The 17,643-nt window shown below is 70.2% G+C and carries 14 protein-coding genes; 11 read left to right on the top strand and 3 right to left on the bottom strand.

What is annotated here, in order from left to right; genetic code table 11:
* Positions 1-111 precede the first annotated feature (111 nt).
* The 5 genes from ACWD3I_RS27575 (at position 112) to ACWD3I_RS27555 (ending at position 7,255) form a co-directional block, all read left to right on the top strand.
* On the top strand, positions 112-870 hold the full coding sequence (locus tag ACWD3I_RS27575; protein ID WP_266887156.1) for an NUDIX hydrolase: 759 nt from the start codon (positions 112-114) through the stop codon (positions 868-870).
* A gap of 173 nt (positions 871-1,043) precedes the next feature.
* Positions 1,044-3,263, top strand: a complete 2,220-nt coding sequence (locus ACWD3I_RS27570) for an ATP-binding cassette domain-containing protein (protein ID WP_365413656.1) — start codon at positions 1,044-1,046, stop codon at positions 3,261-3,263.
* 162 nt (positions 3,264-3,425) lie between these two features.
* Complete coding sequence (locus tag ACWD3I_RS27565) at positions 3,426-4,313, top strand: FadR/GntR family transcriptional regulator (RefSeq protein ID WP_266887152.1); 888 nt, start codon at positions 3,426-3,428, stop codon at positions 4,311-4,313.
* 418 nt (positions 4,314-4,731) lie between these two features.
* Positions 4,732-6,267, top strand: coding sequence for an RNA polymerase sigma factor (locus tag ACWD3I_RS27560; RefSeq protein WP_365413654.1), 1,536 nt, complete (start codon positions 4,732-4,734; stop codon positions 6,265-6,267).
* 130 nt (positions 6,268-6,397) lie between these two features.
* Positions 6,398-7,255: a S1 family peptidase gene (locus ACWD3I_RS27555; RefSeq protein WP_365413652.1), complete on the top strand. Its 858-nt coding sequence runs from the start codon at positions 6,398-6,400 to the stop codon at positions 7,253-7,255.
* A 111-nt stretch (positions 7,256-7,366) separates the two neighbouring features.
* Here ACWD3I_RS27555 and ACWD3I_RS27550 read toward each other — a convergent pair whose 3' ends face one another.
* Positions 7,367-7,597 carry a DUF7455 domain-containing protein gene (locus tag ACWD3I_RS27550; RefSeq protein ID WP_046257057.1) on the bottom strand — a complete coding sequence of 77 codons (231 nt, stop codon included), beginning with the start codon at positions 7,595-7,597 and terminating at the stop codon, positions 7,367-7,369.
* A gap of 440 nt (positions 7,598-8,037) precedes the next feature.
* Between ACWD3I_RS27550 and ACWD3I_RS27545 the strand changes: the two genes are divergently transcribed.
* The 6 genes from ACWD3I_RS27545 to ACWD3I_RS27520 all read left to right on the top strand — a co-directional run bounded on the left by ACWD3I_RS27545 (position 8,038) and on the right by ACWD3I_RS27520 (position 15,138).
* Positions 8,038-10,158, top strand: coding sequence for a DNA gyrase/topoisomerase IV subunit B (locus ACWD3I_RS27545; protein WP_365413017.1), 2,121 nt, complete (start codon positions 8,038-8,040; stop codon positions 10,156-10,158).
* Between the two features lie 411 nt (positions 10,159-10,569).
* Entirely contained in the window at positions 10,570-11,094 is a 525-nt protein-coding gene (locus ACWD3I_RS27540) for a DUF1453 domain-containing protein (protein ID WP_365413015.1), read from the top strand.
* Positions 11,091-12,242, top strand: a complete 1,152-nt coding sequence (locus ACWD3I_RS27535; RefSeq protein WP_365413013.1) for a sensor histidine kinase — start codon at positions 11,091-11,093, stop codon at positions 12,240-12,242. Before ACWD3I_RS27540 ends, ACWD3I_RS27535 begins: the two co-directional genes overlap by 4 nt.
* On the top strand, positions 12,239-12,922 hold the full coding sequence (locus tag ACWD3I_RS27530) for a response regulator transcription factor (RefSeq protein WP_365413011.1): 684 nt from the start codon (positions 12,239-12,241) through the stop codon (positions 12,920-12,922). The genes ACWD3I_RS27535 and ACWD3I_RS27530 overlap by 4 nt, the downstream gene beginning before the upstream one ends.
* Before the next feature lie 69 nt (positions 12,923-12,991).
* Positions 12,992-13,549: a DUF485 domain-containing protein gene (locus ACWD3I_RS27525; protein WP_365413009.1), complete on the top strand. Its 558-nt coding sequence runs from the start codon at positions 12,992-12,994 to the stop codon at positions 13,547-13,549.
* Positions 13,546-15,138: a solute symporter family protein gene (locus ACWD3I_RS27520; RefSeq protein ID WP_365413007.1), complete on the top strand. Its 1,593-nt coding sequence runs from the start codon at positions 13,546-13,548 to the stop codon at positions 15,136-15,138. The genes ACWD3I_RS27525 and ACWD3I_RS27520 overlap by 4 nt, the downstream gene beginning before the upstream one ends.
* Positions 15,139-15,217: 79 nt before the next feature.
* Here the strand turns inward: ACWD3I_RS27520 and ACWD3I_RS27515 are convergent, their stop codons facing one another.
* Positions 15,218-15,898, bottom strand: a complete 681-nt coding sequence (locus ACWD3I_RS27515) for a response regulator (RefSeq protein WP_046257064.1) — start codon at positions 15,896-15,898, stop codon at positions 15,218-15,220.
* A complete protein-coding gene (locus tag ACWD3I_RS27510) occupies positions 15,898-17,559 on the bottom strand; it encodes a sensor histidine kinase (protein ID WP_365413004.1) in 1,662 nt (553 codons plus the stop codon). Before ACWD3I_RS27510 ends, ACWD3I_RS27515 begins: the two co-directional genes overlap by 1 nt.
* Positions 17,560-17,643 lie beyond the last annotated feature (84 nt).

Here is a 17,643-nt window from a genome sequence, read left to right as displayed (position 1 = left end):
CCGCACGACGGCAGGGAGAGCGGTGGCACCCGCTCGAGCCGCAGTGGATCAGACATCGATGCGGCCGACGAAGGGAGTGTTTATCGTCAGGCAGACGACTATGATCGCCGCATGCCCTACGACCCGTCAGCCTTTCCGCCCTTCGCCGTCACCGTGGACCTGGTCGTGCTGACCGTGCGCCGCCATGCCCTGTGTGCGCTGGCGGTGCGCAGGGGCGAGCCGCCGTTCCAGGGACGCTGGGCGCTCCCGGGCGGTTTCGTACGGGCCGACGAGGACCTGTCACAGGCCGCGGCTCGCGAGCTGGCCGAGGAGACCGGGCTGCGTGCCCACGAGCCGGCCGTCCCCGTGCAGGACAACGGCGCCCACCTGGAACAGCTCGCGACGTACGGCGACCCCAAGCGGGACCCCCGGATGCGGGTGGTCAGCGTCGCCCACCTCGCGCTCGCCCCCGACCTCCCCGCGCCCCGCGCGGGCGGCGACGCCAGCAACGCCCGCTGGGCGCCGGTCGAGGAGTTGCTGCAGCAGAGCGGCTACGGGCGTGACGGCGAACCGGTCGCGCCGCTCGCCTTCGATCACGCCCAGATCCTGGCCGACGGAGTGGAGCGCGCCCGTTCCAAGATCGAGTACTCGTCGCTGGCGACGGCGTTCTGCCCCACCGAGTTCACCGTCGGCGAGCTGCGCCGCGTCTACGAAGCGGTGTGGGGAGTGGCGCTGGACCCGCGCAATTTCCACCGCAAGGTGACGGGTACGCCGGGCTTCCTCGTCCCCACCGGCGGCACCACCACCCGTCAGGGCGGCCGCCCCGCCCAGCTCTTCCGGGCCGGCGGCGCCACGCTGCTCAACCCGCCGATGCTGCGCCCCGAAGTGTGACGAGCGCTCAATCTCCTTGCCGACGCCGCGAGATGTGACGCCTCCGCCGCGGACCGGATCGACCGGCCTCACCGACAGCCGCCGGACATGGGTCCGACCGGGCCGAATTTCCGCTTGCGGAGCGAGCCTTGCGATGCCCGCAAAACCTGACATAGCGCGCTATCTTGCTACGGGTGATCCAGGCCTTCGGACTGACCAGCAACCCCCGCAAGGAGCTTCCGCCCGCCGTCGACGACGTCTCCTTCGAGGCACGCGCGGGCCGCGTCACCGCGCTGCTCGGCGCTCCGGGGGCGGGCAAGACGACAGCGCTCAGACTCATGCTCGAACTCCAACAAGGCCGCGGGGTCACCTACTTCAGAGGACGCCCCCTGCGCCGGATCGCCCATCCGTCACGCGAGGTCGGCGTGCTCCTCGGCGACGTGCCGGGGCACCCCGCCCGCACCGTCCGCGGCCATCTGCGCATGCTGTGTGCCGCCGCGGGCGTCCCGGTGCGCCGTGCCGACGAAGTGCTCGAGGTCGTCGGTCTCGTCAGCCTGCGCGAGGAACGTCTCGGCACCCTCTCGCGCGGAATGGACCGTCGCCTCGGTCTGGCCTGCGCCCTGCTGTCCGACCCGCACACGCTCGTCCTCGACGATCCCGCCGACGGGCTCTCCGCCCGCGAGGGCCGCTGGCTGTACGGCATGCTGCGCGCCCACGCGTCCCAGGGCGGCACAGTCCTGATCACCGCGACCGACCCCAAGGAGGCCGCCCGCACCGCCGACCGGATCGTCACGCTCGAGGAGGGCCGGCTCGTCGCCGACCAGCAGTCTGCCGAGTTCTCCCGCACCCGACTGCGCCCCCGAGTCGCTGTCCGGACCCCGCACGCCACCCGCCTCGCGACCCTGCTCACCAAGGAGGCCCGCACGGCACAGCGCTCCGTCGAGGTCGTACGGGAGGGCGGCAGCCGCCTCTCCGTGTACGGCAGTACCTGCGCCGACGTCGGCGAGACCGCGTTCCGCCACGGCATCCTCGTGCATCAACTCGCGGACGAGATCGGCGACATGGGTCCCGGAGCTGGAGTGGCCCCGTCGGACGCACCGCAGGCCACCCAGGGCGGGCACCGGCTCGACGCGATCCGGGAGTCCGACACCGCCGCACACGGTCCGGCCCCAGCCACTGCACCCGGAACAGCGGAAGCTGCGCCGAAGCCGTCTGCCGACGAGCCGCAACCGGACGCAGCCGCTTTCAGTCCCGAAGCCACTGCCGGAGCGGACCGGCCCCCGTCGACCGGCGCTCGCGAGGGTCACCTCGATCCTGGGGGAGCACGGGAGGTGCCGTCGCCGTTCACACGGGACGGTCAGGCCGGCCAGGAGGGAGCCGGCGAGGCGCCGCTCGTCGCCGAGGCCGATCACTCAGGAGCCCGCGAAGCTGACGATGCGGTGGCAGCCGACGTCAGCGAGCGATCAGCGACGTCCGCGCATACCTCAGGCGAGGGCACGGCCACCCGCCAACCCTCCGACTGTGTCGCACCCAACCCGGCCAAGGACGCCTCGCCTCAGCGCCCCACGCGGCTCCGACCCGCTGCCGGAGTCACCATCCTCAACGCCCTCTCCGAACTCCCGCCCCCCATCTCCGTCCGCCCCGCTCCCAGCCCGCTGCGCCCGCTGCGGTACGAGTTGCGCCGTGCCGCCGGTGTCGGGACCGGGTTCCTCACCGGTGCTGCCGTGCTCGTCGTCTCCGCCCTGACCGCCGCTCTTCTCGCCCGTGTCGGCCACACCCCGCAGCACCGACTGCTGGCCGCGTGGCCGCAGGAGCTGCCGTTGCCGCCCGCGGCGCTGGGTGCGGGGCTGCTCGGAGCGTTCGCCTTCGGCGACGAGTTCCGCCACCCCGCCCTGGCGGCGGACCGCGGCACCGTGCCCCGCCGACTGGGGCTGCTCGCGGCCAAACTCGTCGTCTCCGCGGCCACCGCGCTGCTGCTGGCCTTTCTCACGGTGGGCTGCGACGCCGAAGTGCTCTATCTCCTCTACGGACGAGAGCTCGCGCAAGTTCCCGCCGACTGGCTTCCACTGAGTGCGAGTTGGTTCGGGCTCGTGACCGGGTGCGCCTGGGCCGGTGTGCTGGCCGCCGGGATCTTCCGCTCCACCACGGCCGGGCTGGCGGCGGTGGTCGCGGTCCCCGTCCTGGTCGTACCCCTCGTACAAAAGGCCTTCGAAGGACCGGCTGTGCGGACGGCGGCCGGGTTTCCGCTGCGGCTGCGCGAGGGGCTCCTGCTGCAATGGCCCTTCGGCGGAGAGCGCTATCTTTCCGCTGCGGCGCGCATGATCGCCCAACCCGTGGGTGGTGCGCTGACGTTGTCGTTGATGGCCCTGCTCTGCGCATATGTGCTCACGACCCTGCGAAGCAGGGTCCGATGACGACCGTCCATGGCCGTCCGGTCCTGCTCTGCGCACAACTCCCCGTGGAAAGCCCATTTCTTTCCGATAAGGCGTCAATTGCGACGGGGTGAGCGATCACCCTTTCGTGTGCTTTTCACCAAAGACCTCAAGGCAGTTGAGGACGGCGCCGACAAAGGATCCGTGAGTACCCTTGCGCACACCATGATGACCGCCGCCCGCTCCGCAGACTCCGGCCTCGCCGGCCCGGGCGGACTTGACCGCTACCCCTATGCCGAGGCGCCCGCCGCCGACCGTGTCGGGGTGTCCGCCTGGGACGCCGCGGACCCCGAGCTGGGCCGCGTGGGCCGACGCGCCGCGGGCAGCCGTGGACGCGGACTGCACGGCCAACTCGTCCAGCAGCTAGGCCAGATGATCGTCTCGGGCGACCTGGGTGCCGACCGCCCGCTGGTGCCCGAGGAGATCGGCCAGCGTTTCGAGGTCTCCCGCACCGTCGTCCGTGAGTCCCTCCGTGTCCTGGAGGCCAAGGGCCTGGTCAGTGCCCGCCCGAACGTCGGCACGCGCGTGCGCCCCGTCAGTGACTGGAACCTGCTCGACCCGGACATCATCGAGTGGCGGGCCTTCGGGCCGCAGCGCGACGACCAGCGCCGCGAGCTGGGCGAGCTGCGCTGGACGATCGAACCCCTCGCCGCGCGCCTCGCCGCCGGGCATGGACGCGACGACGTCCAGCAGCGGCTCTCCGACATGGTCGAGATCATGGGGCACGCCATGGGCCAGGGTGACGCGCTCACCTTCTCCCGCGCGGACGCCGAGTTCCACTCCCTGCTCATCCAGGTCGCGGGCAACCGCATGCTGGAGCACCTTTCGGGGATCGTCTCGTCGGCCCTTCAGGTCTCCGGCGGTCCGGTCACGGGATGTGAGCGGCCGAACGAGGCGTCGCTGGTGCAGCACGGCAGGATCGTCGACGCCCTCGCCGCCGGCGACGGGACGGCGGCCGAGGCGGCCGTACGGCAGCTGCTCACCATTCATCCTGAGGTCGAGCGCGTGGTGCCTGCGCCGCGCGAGCACTGACCACGCACCGCGGGCGGTACGGCCGGAGGGTGCCTCCCCCTCCTGGGCATCGTTCGGCCGGTGAACCGTCCCCCCGTCGGACCCCGCAGGATCCTTCGGAATCCTGCGGGGTCCGATGGTGTGACAGGGCAGTTTCTTCCTCGAAGCGCCCGCTGGTGACCTCCTCTGTCCGTGTCTGACCGTTTTTGAACGCTTACGGGGTGTGACTCGGGCCACGCAGATTGGGCGTAACGCTTGTGGAAACAACGCGATGACCTAAGAGGTGACAGCCGCGGAGGGAATACGGACGCCGTAAAAGGCGCTGTGCATCTTCCCGGCCCCCGCCCGCACCGTCGGCCCATCCCCACGGCCGGTGGTCGGTTCCTGTCCATCCCGGACGGGGCCGGAAGCCGTTTTCCAACGTTCCGAGAGGTTGTTCGTGTCGGCCAGCACATCCCGTACGCTCCCGCCGGAGATCGCCGAGTCCGTCTCTGTCATGGCTCTCATTGAGCGGGGAAAGGCTGAGGGGCAGATCGCCGGCGATGACGTGCGTCGGGCCTTCGAAGCTGACCAGATTCCGGCCACTCAGTGGAAGAACGTACTGCGCAGCCTCAACCAGATCCTCGAGGAAGAGGGTGTGACGCTGATGGTCAGTGCCGCGGAGCCCAAGCGCACCCGAAAGAGCGTCGCAGCGAAGAGTCCGGCCAAGCGCACCGCCACCAAGACGGTTGCTGCGAAGACGGTGACCACGAAGAAGGCCACCGCCACCGCCACCCCGGCGGCGCCCGCCGCCGAGGCCTCCGTCGAGGACGAGGCGCCCGTGAAGAAGGCCGCCGCCAAGAAGACGACGACCGCCAAGAAGGCGGCCGCGAAGAAGACCGTCGCCAAGAAGACAGCGGCGAAGAAGACGACCGCCGGCAAGGACGACGCCGAGGCCACCGAGGACGAGGCCCTCGAGGAGATCAAGCCCGGCGAAGAGGAGGAGGAGGGCGGCGAGGCCAAGGGTTTCGTCCTCTCCGACGACGACGAGGACGACGCGCCTGCCCAGCAGGTCGCCGTGGCCGGTGCCACCGCCGACCCCGTCAAGGACTACCTCAAGCAGATCGGCAAGGTCCCGCTGCTCAACGCCGAGCAGGAGGTCGAGCTCGCCAAGCGCATCGAGGCCGGTCTGTTCGCCGAGGACAAGCTGTCCAACGCCGACAAGCTGGCTCCGAAGCTCAAGCGTGAGCTGGAGATCATCGCCGAGGACGGCCGTCGCGCCAAGAACCACCTCCTGGAGGCCAACCTCCGTCTGGTGGTCTCCCTGGCCAAGCGCTACACCGGTCGCGGCATGCTCTTCCTGGACCTGATCCAGGAGGGCAACCTCGGTCTGATCCGCGCGGTCGAGAAGTTCGACTACACCAAGGGCTACAAGTTCTCCACGTACGCCACCTGGTGGATCCGTCAGGCGATCACCCGCGCCATGGCCGACCAGGCCCGCACCATCCGTATCCCGGTGCACATGGTCGAGGTCATCAACAAGCTCGCGCGCGTGCAGCGCCAGATGCTCCAGGACCTGGGCCGCGAGCCCACTCCGGAGGAGCTGGCCAAGGAACTCGACATGACCCCCGAGAAGGTCATCGAGGTCCAGAAGTACGGCCGCGAGCCCATCTCGCTGCACACCCCGCTCGGCGAGGACGGCGACAGCGAGTTCGGTGACCTCATCGAGGACTCCGAGGCCGTGGTCCCGGCCGACGCGGTCAGCTTCACGCTGCTGCAGGAGCAGCTGCACTCCGTGCTGGACACCCTGTCCGAGCGCGAGGCCGGTGTGGTCTCGATGCGCTTCGGTCTCACCGACGGTCAGCCGAAGACCCTCGACGAGATCGGCAAGGTGTACGGCGTGACGCGCGAGCGCATCCGCCAGATCGAGTCCAAGACCATGTCGAAGCTGCGCCACCCGTCGCGTTCGCAGGTGCTGCGCGACTACCTCGACTAGGTCGCGGTCGTACGACGTCGAAGGCCCGGTTTCCCTGGTGGGAGCCGGGCCTTCGTGCTGAGCGGGTGCGCGTCGCGCCGACGTGGATCACTCTGGGTGTCCCATGACCACCCCAGAGTGAGGATCTTGCATGCGTCGTCCCTTTGCCCGGGCACTGAACGGGTCGCTGGTCCTGGCGGCCGTGGCGGGTGCCATACCGCTGGTGTCCGCCGCCCCCGTGGCCGCCGACAGCATCGTCGTCGGCGGGTTTCCCGTCGACATTTCCGAAGGGCCGTGGACCGTGGCACTGTCCAGCCGTGACCGCTTCGGAGGAACTCGCGCGGGGCAGTTCTGCGGCGGTGTGGCCGTCGGCCGGACCGTCGTGCTCACCGCGGCCCACTGCCTGGGCGCGGACGTGCTGGGGGCGCCGCCGAACCGAGTGCGCGATCTCAAGGTCATCGCGGGCCGTACGGACCTGCTCTCGGACCAGGGGCAGGAGATCCCCGTCCGCGACACCTGGGTGAACCCCGGATACGACACGAGCACCAACGCCGGGGACTTCGCGGTCCTCAGACTCGCCGAGCCGTTGGCGGGCGGCTCCGTCGTCACGATGGCGTCCGCCGGTGACGCGGCGTACGAGCCAGGGGCGGCGGCCATCGTCTACGGCTGGGGTGACGCCACGGGGGGTGGTGACTACGCGCGCGGTCTGCGGGCGGCACGTGTGCATGTGCTGGCCGACGCCCTCTGCGAGCGGGCCTACCCGGGCGATGCCGACGGCACCTATGCCGCCGACTCGATGCTGTGTGCCGGTGAGGAGGAGGGTGGTGTCGACGCCTGCCAGGGGGACAGCGGCGGGCCGCTGGTCGCCCAGGGGAAGCTGGTCGGGCTCGTGTCCTGGGGGAGTGGCTGCGGACGCCCGGGCAGCCCAGGCGTCTATACGCGCGTGTCCGACGTCGTACGGACGCTGGGGTGGGCCGGCGGCCTGCGGGGGCCGCACACGGCCCCCTGACGGATCCTGAGGGCCATTGCCGGATACGGCGCGGGCGGCCGCCCCTGCTTTGAGGGGCGGCCGCCCGCATGCCGGCCTGTGCCGACGCTGGCTCGTCGTGGACGCGAGGTGTCAGCGCTCTTCTTCGTTGGAGGATGCCGGAACGGTAGTCAGTCGCTCCGTCTCGTCCTGTATCTCAGCGGCGATCTTCTTGAGTTCCGGCTCGAACTTGCGGCCATGGTGGGCGCAGAAGAGCAGTTCACCGCCACTGAGCAGGACGACGCGCAGGTATGCCTGGGCGCCGCAGCGGTCGCAGCGATCGGCGGCCGTCAACGGGCTCGCGGGGGTCAGAACAGTAGTCACGTCGCCTCTTCTCTAGCTCGACGAGCTGTCGTACCAGGGTCAACATCCAACCAGCCCCAAAACGTTCCCGCTCAGGGCCTCTCCTCGAAAAAAATCTTCGAGTCCGGCTGTCTGCTGCCGGTTGGCGGCGAATGTGCCGTATTGGGTGTCTATGTGTCTTACGGGTTCGCTCTTGTTGTCAATGTCCGTCCTCCCGGCTGGGTTGCCGGTTGTTCATGAGGACGTGCCCGGAGCCTAAATGGTTCATGCCTCGAAGGGAACGTGATATGTACTTCACTCCATTGAGGGATCGAACACGTATGCGACTCTGGACTATCGTGAGTTCAGACGAGGGTGGCGTTACAACGGCTCTACCAGGCCTCGGTACCCTCTTGGCGGCGACCGAAGCCGCACCCTTACCCACAAGGGCCACATCTGAAATTCAGCGAGGAGCGAACCGCGTGACCGCCGAGACGTCCGTGCCGTCCACAGCGCTGCTGGCAGGAGCAGACCGGGACGGTTCCAACTACACCGCGCGGCACCTGCTCGTCCTCGAGGGGCTCGAGGCCGTGCGCAAGCGCCCGGGTATGTATATCGGCTCGACCGACAGCCGAGGCCTGATGCACTGCCTCTGGGAGATCATCGACAACTCCGTGGACGAGGCCCTCGGGGGCTACTGCGACCACATCGAGGTCATCCTGCACGATGACGCCTCGGTGGAGGTCCGGGACAACGGCCGGGGCATCCCGGTCGATGTCGAGCCCAAGACCGGTCTGTCCGGCGTCGAGGTCGTCATGACCAAGCTGCACGCCGGCGGCAAGTTCGGCGGAGGGTCGTACGCGGCCTCCGGCGGCCTGCACGGCGTCGGTGCCTCCGTGGTGAACGCCCTGTCCGCCCGGCTGGACGTCGAGGTGGACCGCGCCGGGAACACGCACGCGATCAGCTTCCGGCGCGGCGTCCCCGGCGCCTTCGCCGCGGTCGGTCCCGACGCCAAGTTCGAGACCGGCGGCCTGCGCAAGACCAAGCGGGTCCCCAAGACCCGCACCGGTACGCGCGTGCGGTACTGGGCCGACCGGCAGATCTTCCTCAAGGACGCCAAGCTGTCCTTGGAGAACCTCCACCAGCGTGCCCGTCAGACCGCGTTCCTGGTGCCGGGGCTGACCATCGTCGTCCGTGACGAGTTCGGTCTCGGCGAGGGCGGCAGCAAGGGAGAGGAGTCCTTCCGCTTCGACGGCGGCATCAGCGAGTTCTGCGAGTACCTCGCCACCGACAAGGCGGTCTGCGACGTCCTCCGTTTCTCCGGCCAGGGCACCTTCAAGGAGACGGTGCCGGTCCTGGACGATCATGGACAGATGACGCCCACCCAGGTCACCCGGGAGCTCGACGTCGATGTCGCCATGCGCTGGGGGACGGGCTACGACACGACTCTCAAGTCGTTCGTGAACATCATCGCCACCCCCAAGGGCGGCACTCACGTCGCGGGCTTCGAGACCGCCGTGGCCGGCACCATGAACGAGGTGCTGCGCGCCAAGAAGCTGCTCCGCGTCGCCGAGGACGACATCGTCAAGGACGACGCCCTGGAGGGGCTCACGGCGGTGGTGACGGTGCGACTGGCCGAACCGCAGTTCGAGGGTCAGACGAAGGAGGTCCTCGGCACCTCGGCGGCCCGCCGCATCGTGAACACTGTGATCGCCAAGGAGCTCAAGGCGTTCCTGACGTCCACGAAGCGGGACGCGGCGGCGCAGGCCCGGGTCGTCATGGAGAAGGCGGTCGCTGCCGCACGCACGCGTATCGCGGCCCGCCAGCACAAGGACGCGCAGCGCCGGAAGACGGCCCTGGAGTCCTCGTCGCTGCCCGCCAAGCTCGCCGACTGCCGCAGCGACGACGTCGACCGCAGCGAGCTGTTCATCGTCGAGGGAGACTCCGCGCTCGGTACGGCGAAGCTGGCCCGGAACTCCGAGTTCCAGGCGCTGCTGCCGATCCGCGGCAAGATCCTCAACGTGCAGAAGTCGTCCGTGACCGACATGCTCAAGAACGCCGAGTGCGGCGCGATCATCCAGGTCATAGGAGCGGGGTCGGGCCGGACCTTCGACATCGACGCGGCCCGCTACGGCAAGATCATCATGATGACCGACGCCGATGTGGACGGCTCCCACATCCGGACCCTGCTACTGACGCTGTTCCAGCGCTACATGCGGCCGATGATCGAGGCGGGCCGGGTGTTCGCGGCGGTTCCGCCACTGCATCGCGTCGAGCTCGTCCAGCCCAAGAAGGGGCAGGACAAGTACGTCTACACGTACTCGGACCGAGAGCTGCGCGACAAGCTCATGGAGTTCCAGACGAAGGGCGTTCGGTACAAGGACTCCATCCAGCGGTACAAGGGCCTCGGTGAGATGGACGCCGACCAGCTGGCCGAGACGACCATGGACCCCCGCCACCGCACTCTCCGACGCATCACCCTCTCCGACCTGGAGGCCGCCGAGCAGGTCTTCGACCTCCTGATGGGCAACGATGTGGCGCCGCGCAAGGAGTTCATCTCCAGCTCGGCCGCGACGCTGGACCGGTCGCGCATCGACGCGTAACGCCGCACTGGGCTTGGACCGGGAACCCGGACCGGCGATGCCGGGACGGGGCCCGGCCGGGCTTGGCGGGGCCCCGTCCGGTGGGCGCGGCTGCGCTGGGAGTGGTCGCCTCGGGCTGGTGAGGTCGCCGGGCTCGGTCCGGGGTCTGAGGCGTGCCTCCGGTTCATCGGGAGGCGCACTTCCGGCTGGGCGCGAGGCGGTGGGCACGGTCGGTGTCCGGCTGGCGACGGGTCGCCTGCGTACGACTGCCGGCGGCAGCGTCTCTCCACCCGTGGGTGGACGCCGCCGCACTCGCGGATCCACCCACGATCCACCCCTGCTCCGATCTCCTGACCTGCGAATTTCCGTAGCTTCGAAGGCGTCGGCAGCGCTCGCTGTCGGCACGGTCCTTCTTCGCTCACGGAGGCTCTGATGTCCGGGCTGGTCGACGCGTTTCTGATCGTGGCCGTGGTCGCCCTGGTGATCGCGCGCCAGTTCCGCGCGCAGCAGATCGACGCGGGACGCCGCTGGTGGGTGCTGCCCGTCGTCCTGGGCGTCGTGGCGCTGCGCGAGCCCGGCATCGTCGATGCCCATCACCACACGGCGTCGGCCGTCCTGCTCACCGCCGAGCTGCTCATCGGTCTGGCCACCGGAGCCGCGTGGGCCTGGACCACCCGCATATGGACGGAGCCGGACGGAGCCGTGTGGAGCAAGAGCACCAAGGCGAGCGGCATGGTCTGGTTCGTCGGCATAGCCCTCCGCGTCGGCCTCTACGCCCTCGGTGCCGCACTGGGCGTCCACCAGGAGTCGTCCGCCCTGCTCCTCGCCCTGGCGGCCACGCTGCTCGTCCGCTCGGGGATCCTCGCCCTTCGTGCCCGGTCCCTGCACACGGCTCCCGTACAGGGCGCGGCGTACGGTGACGGCATGCCCCGGCTCGCGTGGAAGGAGCGTGTGTGACGGAGAACGCCTGGACACGCTGGCCTTCCCGGGAGGCGCTGGGCCGTGACGGTGCCGCGCGATCCCGGAGGCTGATCGGCTGGGTCGTGCGGCTGTTGGTGATCGGCATGCTGCTGTGGGGTGCGTACGACAGCACTCACGTCCATGGATGGGGCGTGGTCGGGGCCGTTGCGGGAGTTCTGCTGACCGCCTTCGCCGCCTGGGCGTTCTGGCGCGCCACGCTCGCGCACCGGCTCCTGCCGTCGGTCGCGCTCATCGCCGTGCTCGTGGGGATCGCGGTCGTGGGACAGGCAGCCGACTTCACCACGGTGGCTCTCGTCATCTGGTGCGGCTGTGCCATCAGCGCCCTGGAGCGGCTACCCCTCGCTGCCGCGCTGCCCGTGACGGCGGTCTCCCTCGCGGCCTTCGCCGCGATGAACAACGACGTGTGGCTGACGACCGCGGTGACAGCGGCCGGACTGGCGCTCGCCGGCTACACCCTGCGCCTCGACGCCGAAGCCCGTGGCAACGCCCACCGGCTGCTGGCGCAGGAGCGGGCCGCGCGGGCGGCGGAGGCGGAGTCGGCGGCCCTCGCGGAACGGGCCCGCATCGCACGGGAGATCCACGACGTGCTGGCGCACAGCCTCTCGGCGCAGCTCGTGCATCTGGAGGCCGCCAGGCTGCTGATCGAGCAGGGCGCCGACCGGGAGCAGATCCTCGAGCGGGTCGTGGCGGCACGGGGGATGGCGCGGGGCGGACTCGCCGAGACCCGGCAGGCTCTCTCGGCGCTGCGCGGTGATCTGACGCCGCTGGAGGACTTCCTGACCCAGCTCGTGGGGACGACCGACGATGCCGAGGTCACCATTACGGGTGAGCGCAGGGGCCTGCCGGCCGAAGCCTCGCAGGCTGTCCGCAGGGTGGCCCAGGAGGCGCTGACCAATGTCCGCAAGCACGCTCCGGGCGCCCAGGTGCGGCTGAGGCTGGACTACGGCGAACATCAAGTGACCCTGGGCGTACGGGACTCTGGGGGATCGCCGGGCGAACTGACCGCTGCGGGGGCCGGGTACGGTCTGCTGGGTATGCGGGAGCGTGCCGAACTGCTCGGCGGTTCGCTGGAGGCCGGGCCGGACGAGGAGGGGTTCGTGGTGACGCTGAAGGTGCCCGTATGACGGAGGAGGTCCGGGGCAGGACCGCGCGGGTGGTGGTCGCTGACGACCAGACCGTCGTCCGGGAGGGCATCGTGATGCTGCTCGGATTGCTGCCCGGCGTCGAGGTCGTCGGCGCGGCCGGAGACGGGGACGAGGCGGTGCGGCTCGTGGCCGAACTCGCCCCGGACGTGGTGCTGATGGACCTGCGCATGCCCCGCTGCGACGGCGTGGAGGCGACCCGGCGGATCCGGACCGAGCACCCCGGCACCCAGGTGGTGGTGCTCACCACGTACGCGGACGACGAGTCGTTGTTCCCGGCGCTGCGAGCCGGTGCGCGCGGCTATCTGACGAAGGACGCGGGAGGTGACGAGATCGTCAGGGCGGTGCACAGTGTGCTGTCCGGGGACGCCGGGCTGTCGCCGAGCATCCAGCGGCGGTTGCTGGAGCGGCTGTCGGACCCCGAGCCGCAGCCGGCCGAGCCGGTGGAGGCGCCTGACGGGCTCACGGGGCGGGAGACCGAGGTGCTCGTGCTGATCGCCGATGGGCTCAGCAACCAGGAGATCGCCAGAAGACTGCATGTCTCCACCGCGACCGTGAAGACGCACATCAACAACCTGTTCGCCAAGACGGGGCTCAAGGACCGGGCGCAGGCGGTGCGTTACGCGTATGCGAAGGGACTTGTGCGGCCTCCGGCGGGTTGAGTCACCTGATGGGGTGAAGCGCGAGGGGAAGAAGAGTCGGGGATCTTCCCGTTCTGTCCATCCTTGGGCATGCAGTCAAGCAACGGTCGTCCCCGCGGCGGCGGGGGTGGTCCCGAAAGTGCGGCCGAACACCACGACGGTCACGACCCGGCACTCGCCGAGGCGCCCGAAGCCGTGAGGTACGAGGACCCCTGGTACGACGCACTCGCCTCCGGCTGGGGTGAGTCGGGCGGTGCCGGTGCGCCTGTGCCGTTGCCCGTTGCGCAGACCGGGCGGGCGCAGCGGGAGGCGGCGGCTGCGGACGTGTACCTCCAGGTGCAGCGCAGTGCGGCCTTCCAGGAGGTGCGCGGCCGGTACCGGAGATTCGTCGTGCCGGCGTCCGTCGTGTTCTTCGGCTGGTACGTGGGGTATGTCGTGACCGCGACGACCGCGCCCGGGTTGATGGCACGGCCGGTGGCGGGTGCGGTGAACGTGGCGATGGTCGCGGGGCTGGGGCAGTTCCTCAGCACTTTCCTGCTGACATGGGCGTACGCCCGGCACGCGCGGCTGCGCAGGGATCGGGCGGCGCTGGAGCTGCGTTGGGACACCCAGGAGCTGACGCGGGGCATCCGGGGCGGTGCTTCGTGACGGGCAATCATCAGACACTGGCGTTACTGCTGTTCAGCGCCTTCGTCGCGGTCACGCTGGGGATCACGACGTGGGTGAGCCGCAACCGGCACGGTTCGGCGGAGGAGTTCTACGCGGGGGGTCGTCTTTTCTCACCGCTGGAGAATGGTTTTGCCATCGCGGGCGACTACATGTCGGCGGCATCCTTCCTGGGCATCTCCGGGCTCATCGCGCTCTTCGGGTACGACGGGATGCTGTACTCGGTGGGCTTTCTCGTGGCGTGGCTGGTGGTGCTGTTCCTCGTCGCCGAACTGGTGCGCAACTGCGGGCGGTTCACGCTGGCCGACGTGGTGGCGGCGCGGATGCGTGAGAGGCCGGTGCGGATCGCGGCGGGAACTTCCTCGGTCACGGTGTCCGTTCTGTATCTGGTGGCGCAGATGGTGGGTGCGGGGAGCCTGGTCGCCCTGCTGCTCGGCGGTACCAGCGAGGCGGCGCAGACCTGGACGGTCATCGGGGTCGGCGCGCTCATGGTGATCTATGTGTCGTTGGGAGGGATGCGGGCCACCACATGGATCCAGATCGTGAAGGCGGTCCTGCTCCTCAGCGGCACGATCGTGTTGACCGTGCTCGTTCTGGTGCGGTTCCACGGCGATTTCGACCAGCTGCTGCTCACCGCGGCCGAACGCAGCGGGCACGGCGAGAAGTTCCTGGCGCCCGGTCTCAAGTACGGCGAGGACTGGACCGCGCGCTTCGACTTCATCAGCCTGGGACTCGCGCTGGTCCTGGGCACGGCGGGGCTGCCGCACATCCTCTCGCGCTTCTACACCGTGCCCACGGCGCGGGCCGCACGCCGTTCGGTGGTCTGGTCGATCGGGCTCATCGGCGGCTTCTATCTGATGACGATCGTCCTCGGTTTCGGGGCGGCCGCGATCGTGGGGCCGCAAGCTGTGCGCGGGTCCAACGCGGCCGGGAACACGGCCGTGCCCCTGCTGGCCCTTGATCTGGGCGGAGGCGCGGACTCCACAGGCGGAACGGTTCTGTTCGCGGTCGTCGCCGCCATCGCCTTCGCGACGATCCTCGCGGTCGTCGCCGGGATCACCCTCGCCTCCTCAGCGTCCGTGGCCCACGACCTGTACGCGTCGCTGCGGCGGCGGAACGCGAAGCCCCGCAGCGAGGTCGCCGTGGCGCGCGTCGCCGCCGTCGGTATCGGCGTGGTGGCGATCGGGCTCGGCCTCCTGGCCCGCGACCTCAACGTCGCCTTCCTGGTGGGTCTCGCCTTCGCGGTCGCCGCGTCCGCCAATCTGCCGGTGCTGCTCTACTCGCTGTTCTGGCCCGGTTTCACCACTCGGGGTGCGGTGTGGGCGGTGTACGGCGGGCTGATCCCGGCCGTGCTGCTCGTGCTGCTGTCGCCGGTGGTCTCGGGAAGCCCCGCGTCCCTGTTCCCGGGTGTCGACTTCCAGTTCTTCCCGCTGCAGAACCCCGGCCTCGTCTCGATCCCGCTGGGCTTCGTCGCCGGCTGGCTAGGGACGGTCACCTCGGCGGAGGTGGCGGACGAGGCCAGGCACGCGGAGACCGAGGTGCGGTCGCTCACGGGGGCGGGTGCCGCCTAGGTCGTCGAGACGACGACGGGGTGACATCCGTAAGAGGGGAGGGCACGGTTCCCTTCCCCCGCCCCCACGGGCCGTGCCCTCAGGCGCGGGTCGCCCACACGTAACGGTGTTCCGGGCGGCCCGCGTCGCCGTACTTGAGGGTGAGGCGGGCGCGTCCCGTGCGTTCCAGGAGCTTCAGATAGCGCTGAGCGGTCTGGCGGCTCACTCCGGTCCGTTCGGCGATCTCCTGGGCCGACAGGGGGCCTTCGGCGTTCATCAGGGACTGCCGTACGAGCTCCGCGGTCGTGGGGGAGTGACCTTTGGGCAGGTCCGGCTCCGACGGCGCGGACAGGGCGCCGAAGATGCGGTCCACCTCGGCCTGTTCCGCCTCGCCGCCGCCGTCGAGGGTGCGGCGCAGTTCCGCGTACGCCTCCAGCTTGGCGCGCAGGCCCGCGAAGGCGAACGGCTTGACCAGGTACTGCAACGCGCCCTGCCGCATCGCCGCCTGCACGGTGGTGATGTCCCGGGCCGCCGTCACCATGATCACGTCGGTCTGGTGGCCGCGGCGCCGCATCTCCTGGACGACCGACAGACCCGTCTCGTCGGGCAGGTAGTGGTCCATGAGGACCAGGTCGAGCCGGGGCAGGAGCTCCACCTGGCGCAGCGCCTCCGCCGCGCTGTGCGCCTCGCCCGCCACATGGAAGCCCGGCACCTTCTCGACATAGGCGGCGTTGACCCGCGCGACACGCGTGTCGTCGTCCACGACAAGGACCTCGATCATCACGACTCCTCCTCGACGACTGCGGGTACGGTGAGCGCCGGTTCCAGGTCGGGGCCCGCCAGGGCCTCCGGCAGGACGACGGTGAACTCCGCGCCCCCGCCGTCGGCCTCGGTCACGGTCGCGCTGCCGCCCTGGCGCTCGGCCAGCCTGCGCACCAGGGAGAGACCGATGCCGCGCTTGCCGTGTGCCGGCGGCTTCTTCGTGGACCAGCCCTCGGTGAAGACCAGTTCACGGTGTTCCGCGGGGATCCCGGGCCCTGTGTCACGCACCCTGAGGACGGCCGTACGTCCCTCCGCGCGCAACTCGACCTCCACGCGCGCGTGCGGTTTGCCCGCGACGGCGTCCAGCGCGTTGTCCACCAGGTTGCCGACGACCGTGACGATGCCGCGGGGATCGATCAGCCGATCGGGAAGCCAGGTCCGGTCCGAGATCCACAGCGCGACCGCGCGCTCCGCCGCGACGGTCGCCTTACCGACCAGCAGGGCCGCGAGCAGCGGGTCCCTGATCTTCTCGGTGACCTGCTCCGCGGTGGCGCGATGGTCGCCGACCACCTCTCCGACGAACTCCACGGCGTCGTCGTACATCTCCAGTTCGAGCAGTCCGAGGACCGTGTGCATCCGATTGGCGTGTTCGTGGTCCTGGGCGCGCAGAGCGTCGATCAGACCGCGCGTCGAGTCGAGTTCCCGCCCCAGCTGCTCCAGCTCGGTGCGGTCGCGCAGGGTGGCGACGGCGCCGCCGTCGTCGGTGGGCATGCGGTTGGCGATCAGGACCCGCTGGCCGCGCACGGTGAGCAGGTCGGTGCCGGTCACCCGGCCGGCCAGTACGTCGGTCGTACGGCCCTCGCCGAGCGCCTCGTCCAGGGAGCGGCCGACGGCCTCGTCGCCGATGCCCAGCAGGCGCCGCGCCTCGTCGTTGAGGAGACGGATACGGCCGCTGCGATCCAGAGCGACGACGCCCTCCCTGATGCCGTGCAGCATCGCCTCGCGCTCCGCGAGCAGCGCCGAGATGTCGGAGAAGGCCAGGTCACGGGTCTGCCGCTGGACCCGGCGGGAGATGAGCCAGGCGGCGAGCGCGCCGACGGCCAGGGCACCGCCCGCGTAGGCGAGCAGCCCCGGGATCGCGTGGATCAGCCGGGCCCGCACGCTGTCGTACGCGATGCCCACCGAGACCGCGCCGATGATGTCGCCGTCGCTGTCGCGCAACGGCACCTTGCCGCGGGCCGAGCGGCCCAGGGTGCCGTCGTCGATCTCCATGACCTGCTCGCCGGCCAGCGCCCGCGCGGGGTCGGTGGAGACGATCCCGCCGATCTGCTGTGTGTCGGTGTGCGACCAGCGCACGCCTCTCGTGTTCATGATCACGACGTACTCGGCCTGGGTGGCCTTCCGGATCCGCTCGGCCTCCACCTGCACCGGTCCGTTCACCGACGGCGAGGTGCTCTGCAGGTCCTTCGCGATCTGCGGCTGCTCGGCGGTCGTCTGCGCGATCGCGAGGGCCCGGCGCATCGCCTGGTCGTCCAGCTGGTCGCTCAGCGGCGCTAGGAAGAGCCCGGTCGCGAGCACCGTGACCCCCGCGGCGATCGCGAGCTGCATCAGCAGCAGCTGCGAGAACATCCGCCGCGGCAGACCGAGGCGGAGGCGTCGTGCGGGGGGAGTGGGGCTCATACCCATGACGGTACGCGGAGGGGTGCGAGCTGCCGTAGGGGTGTGGCGTGGATCTCTTGATCAATACATGGGGGCCGTACGACC

The sequence above is a fragment of the Streptomyces sp. NPDC002817 genome, from assembly GCF_053592055.1.
Note: the sequence above shows the minus strand (reverse complement) of the source record. Positions and strands in the feature narration are given on the sequence as shown.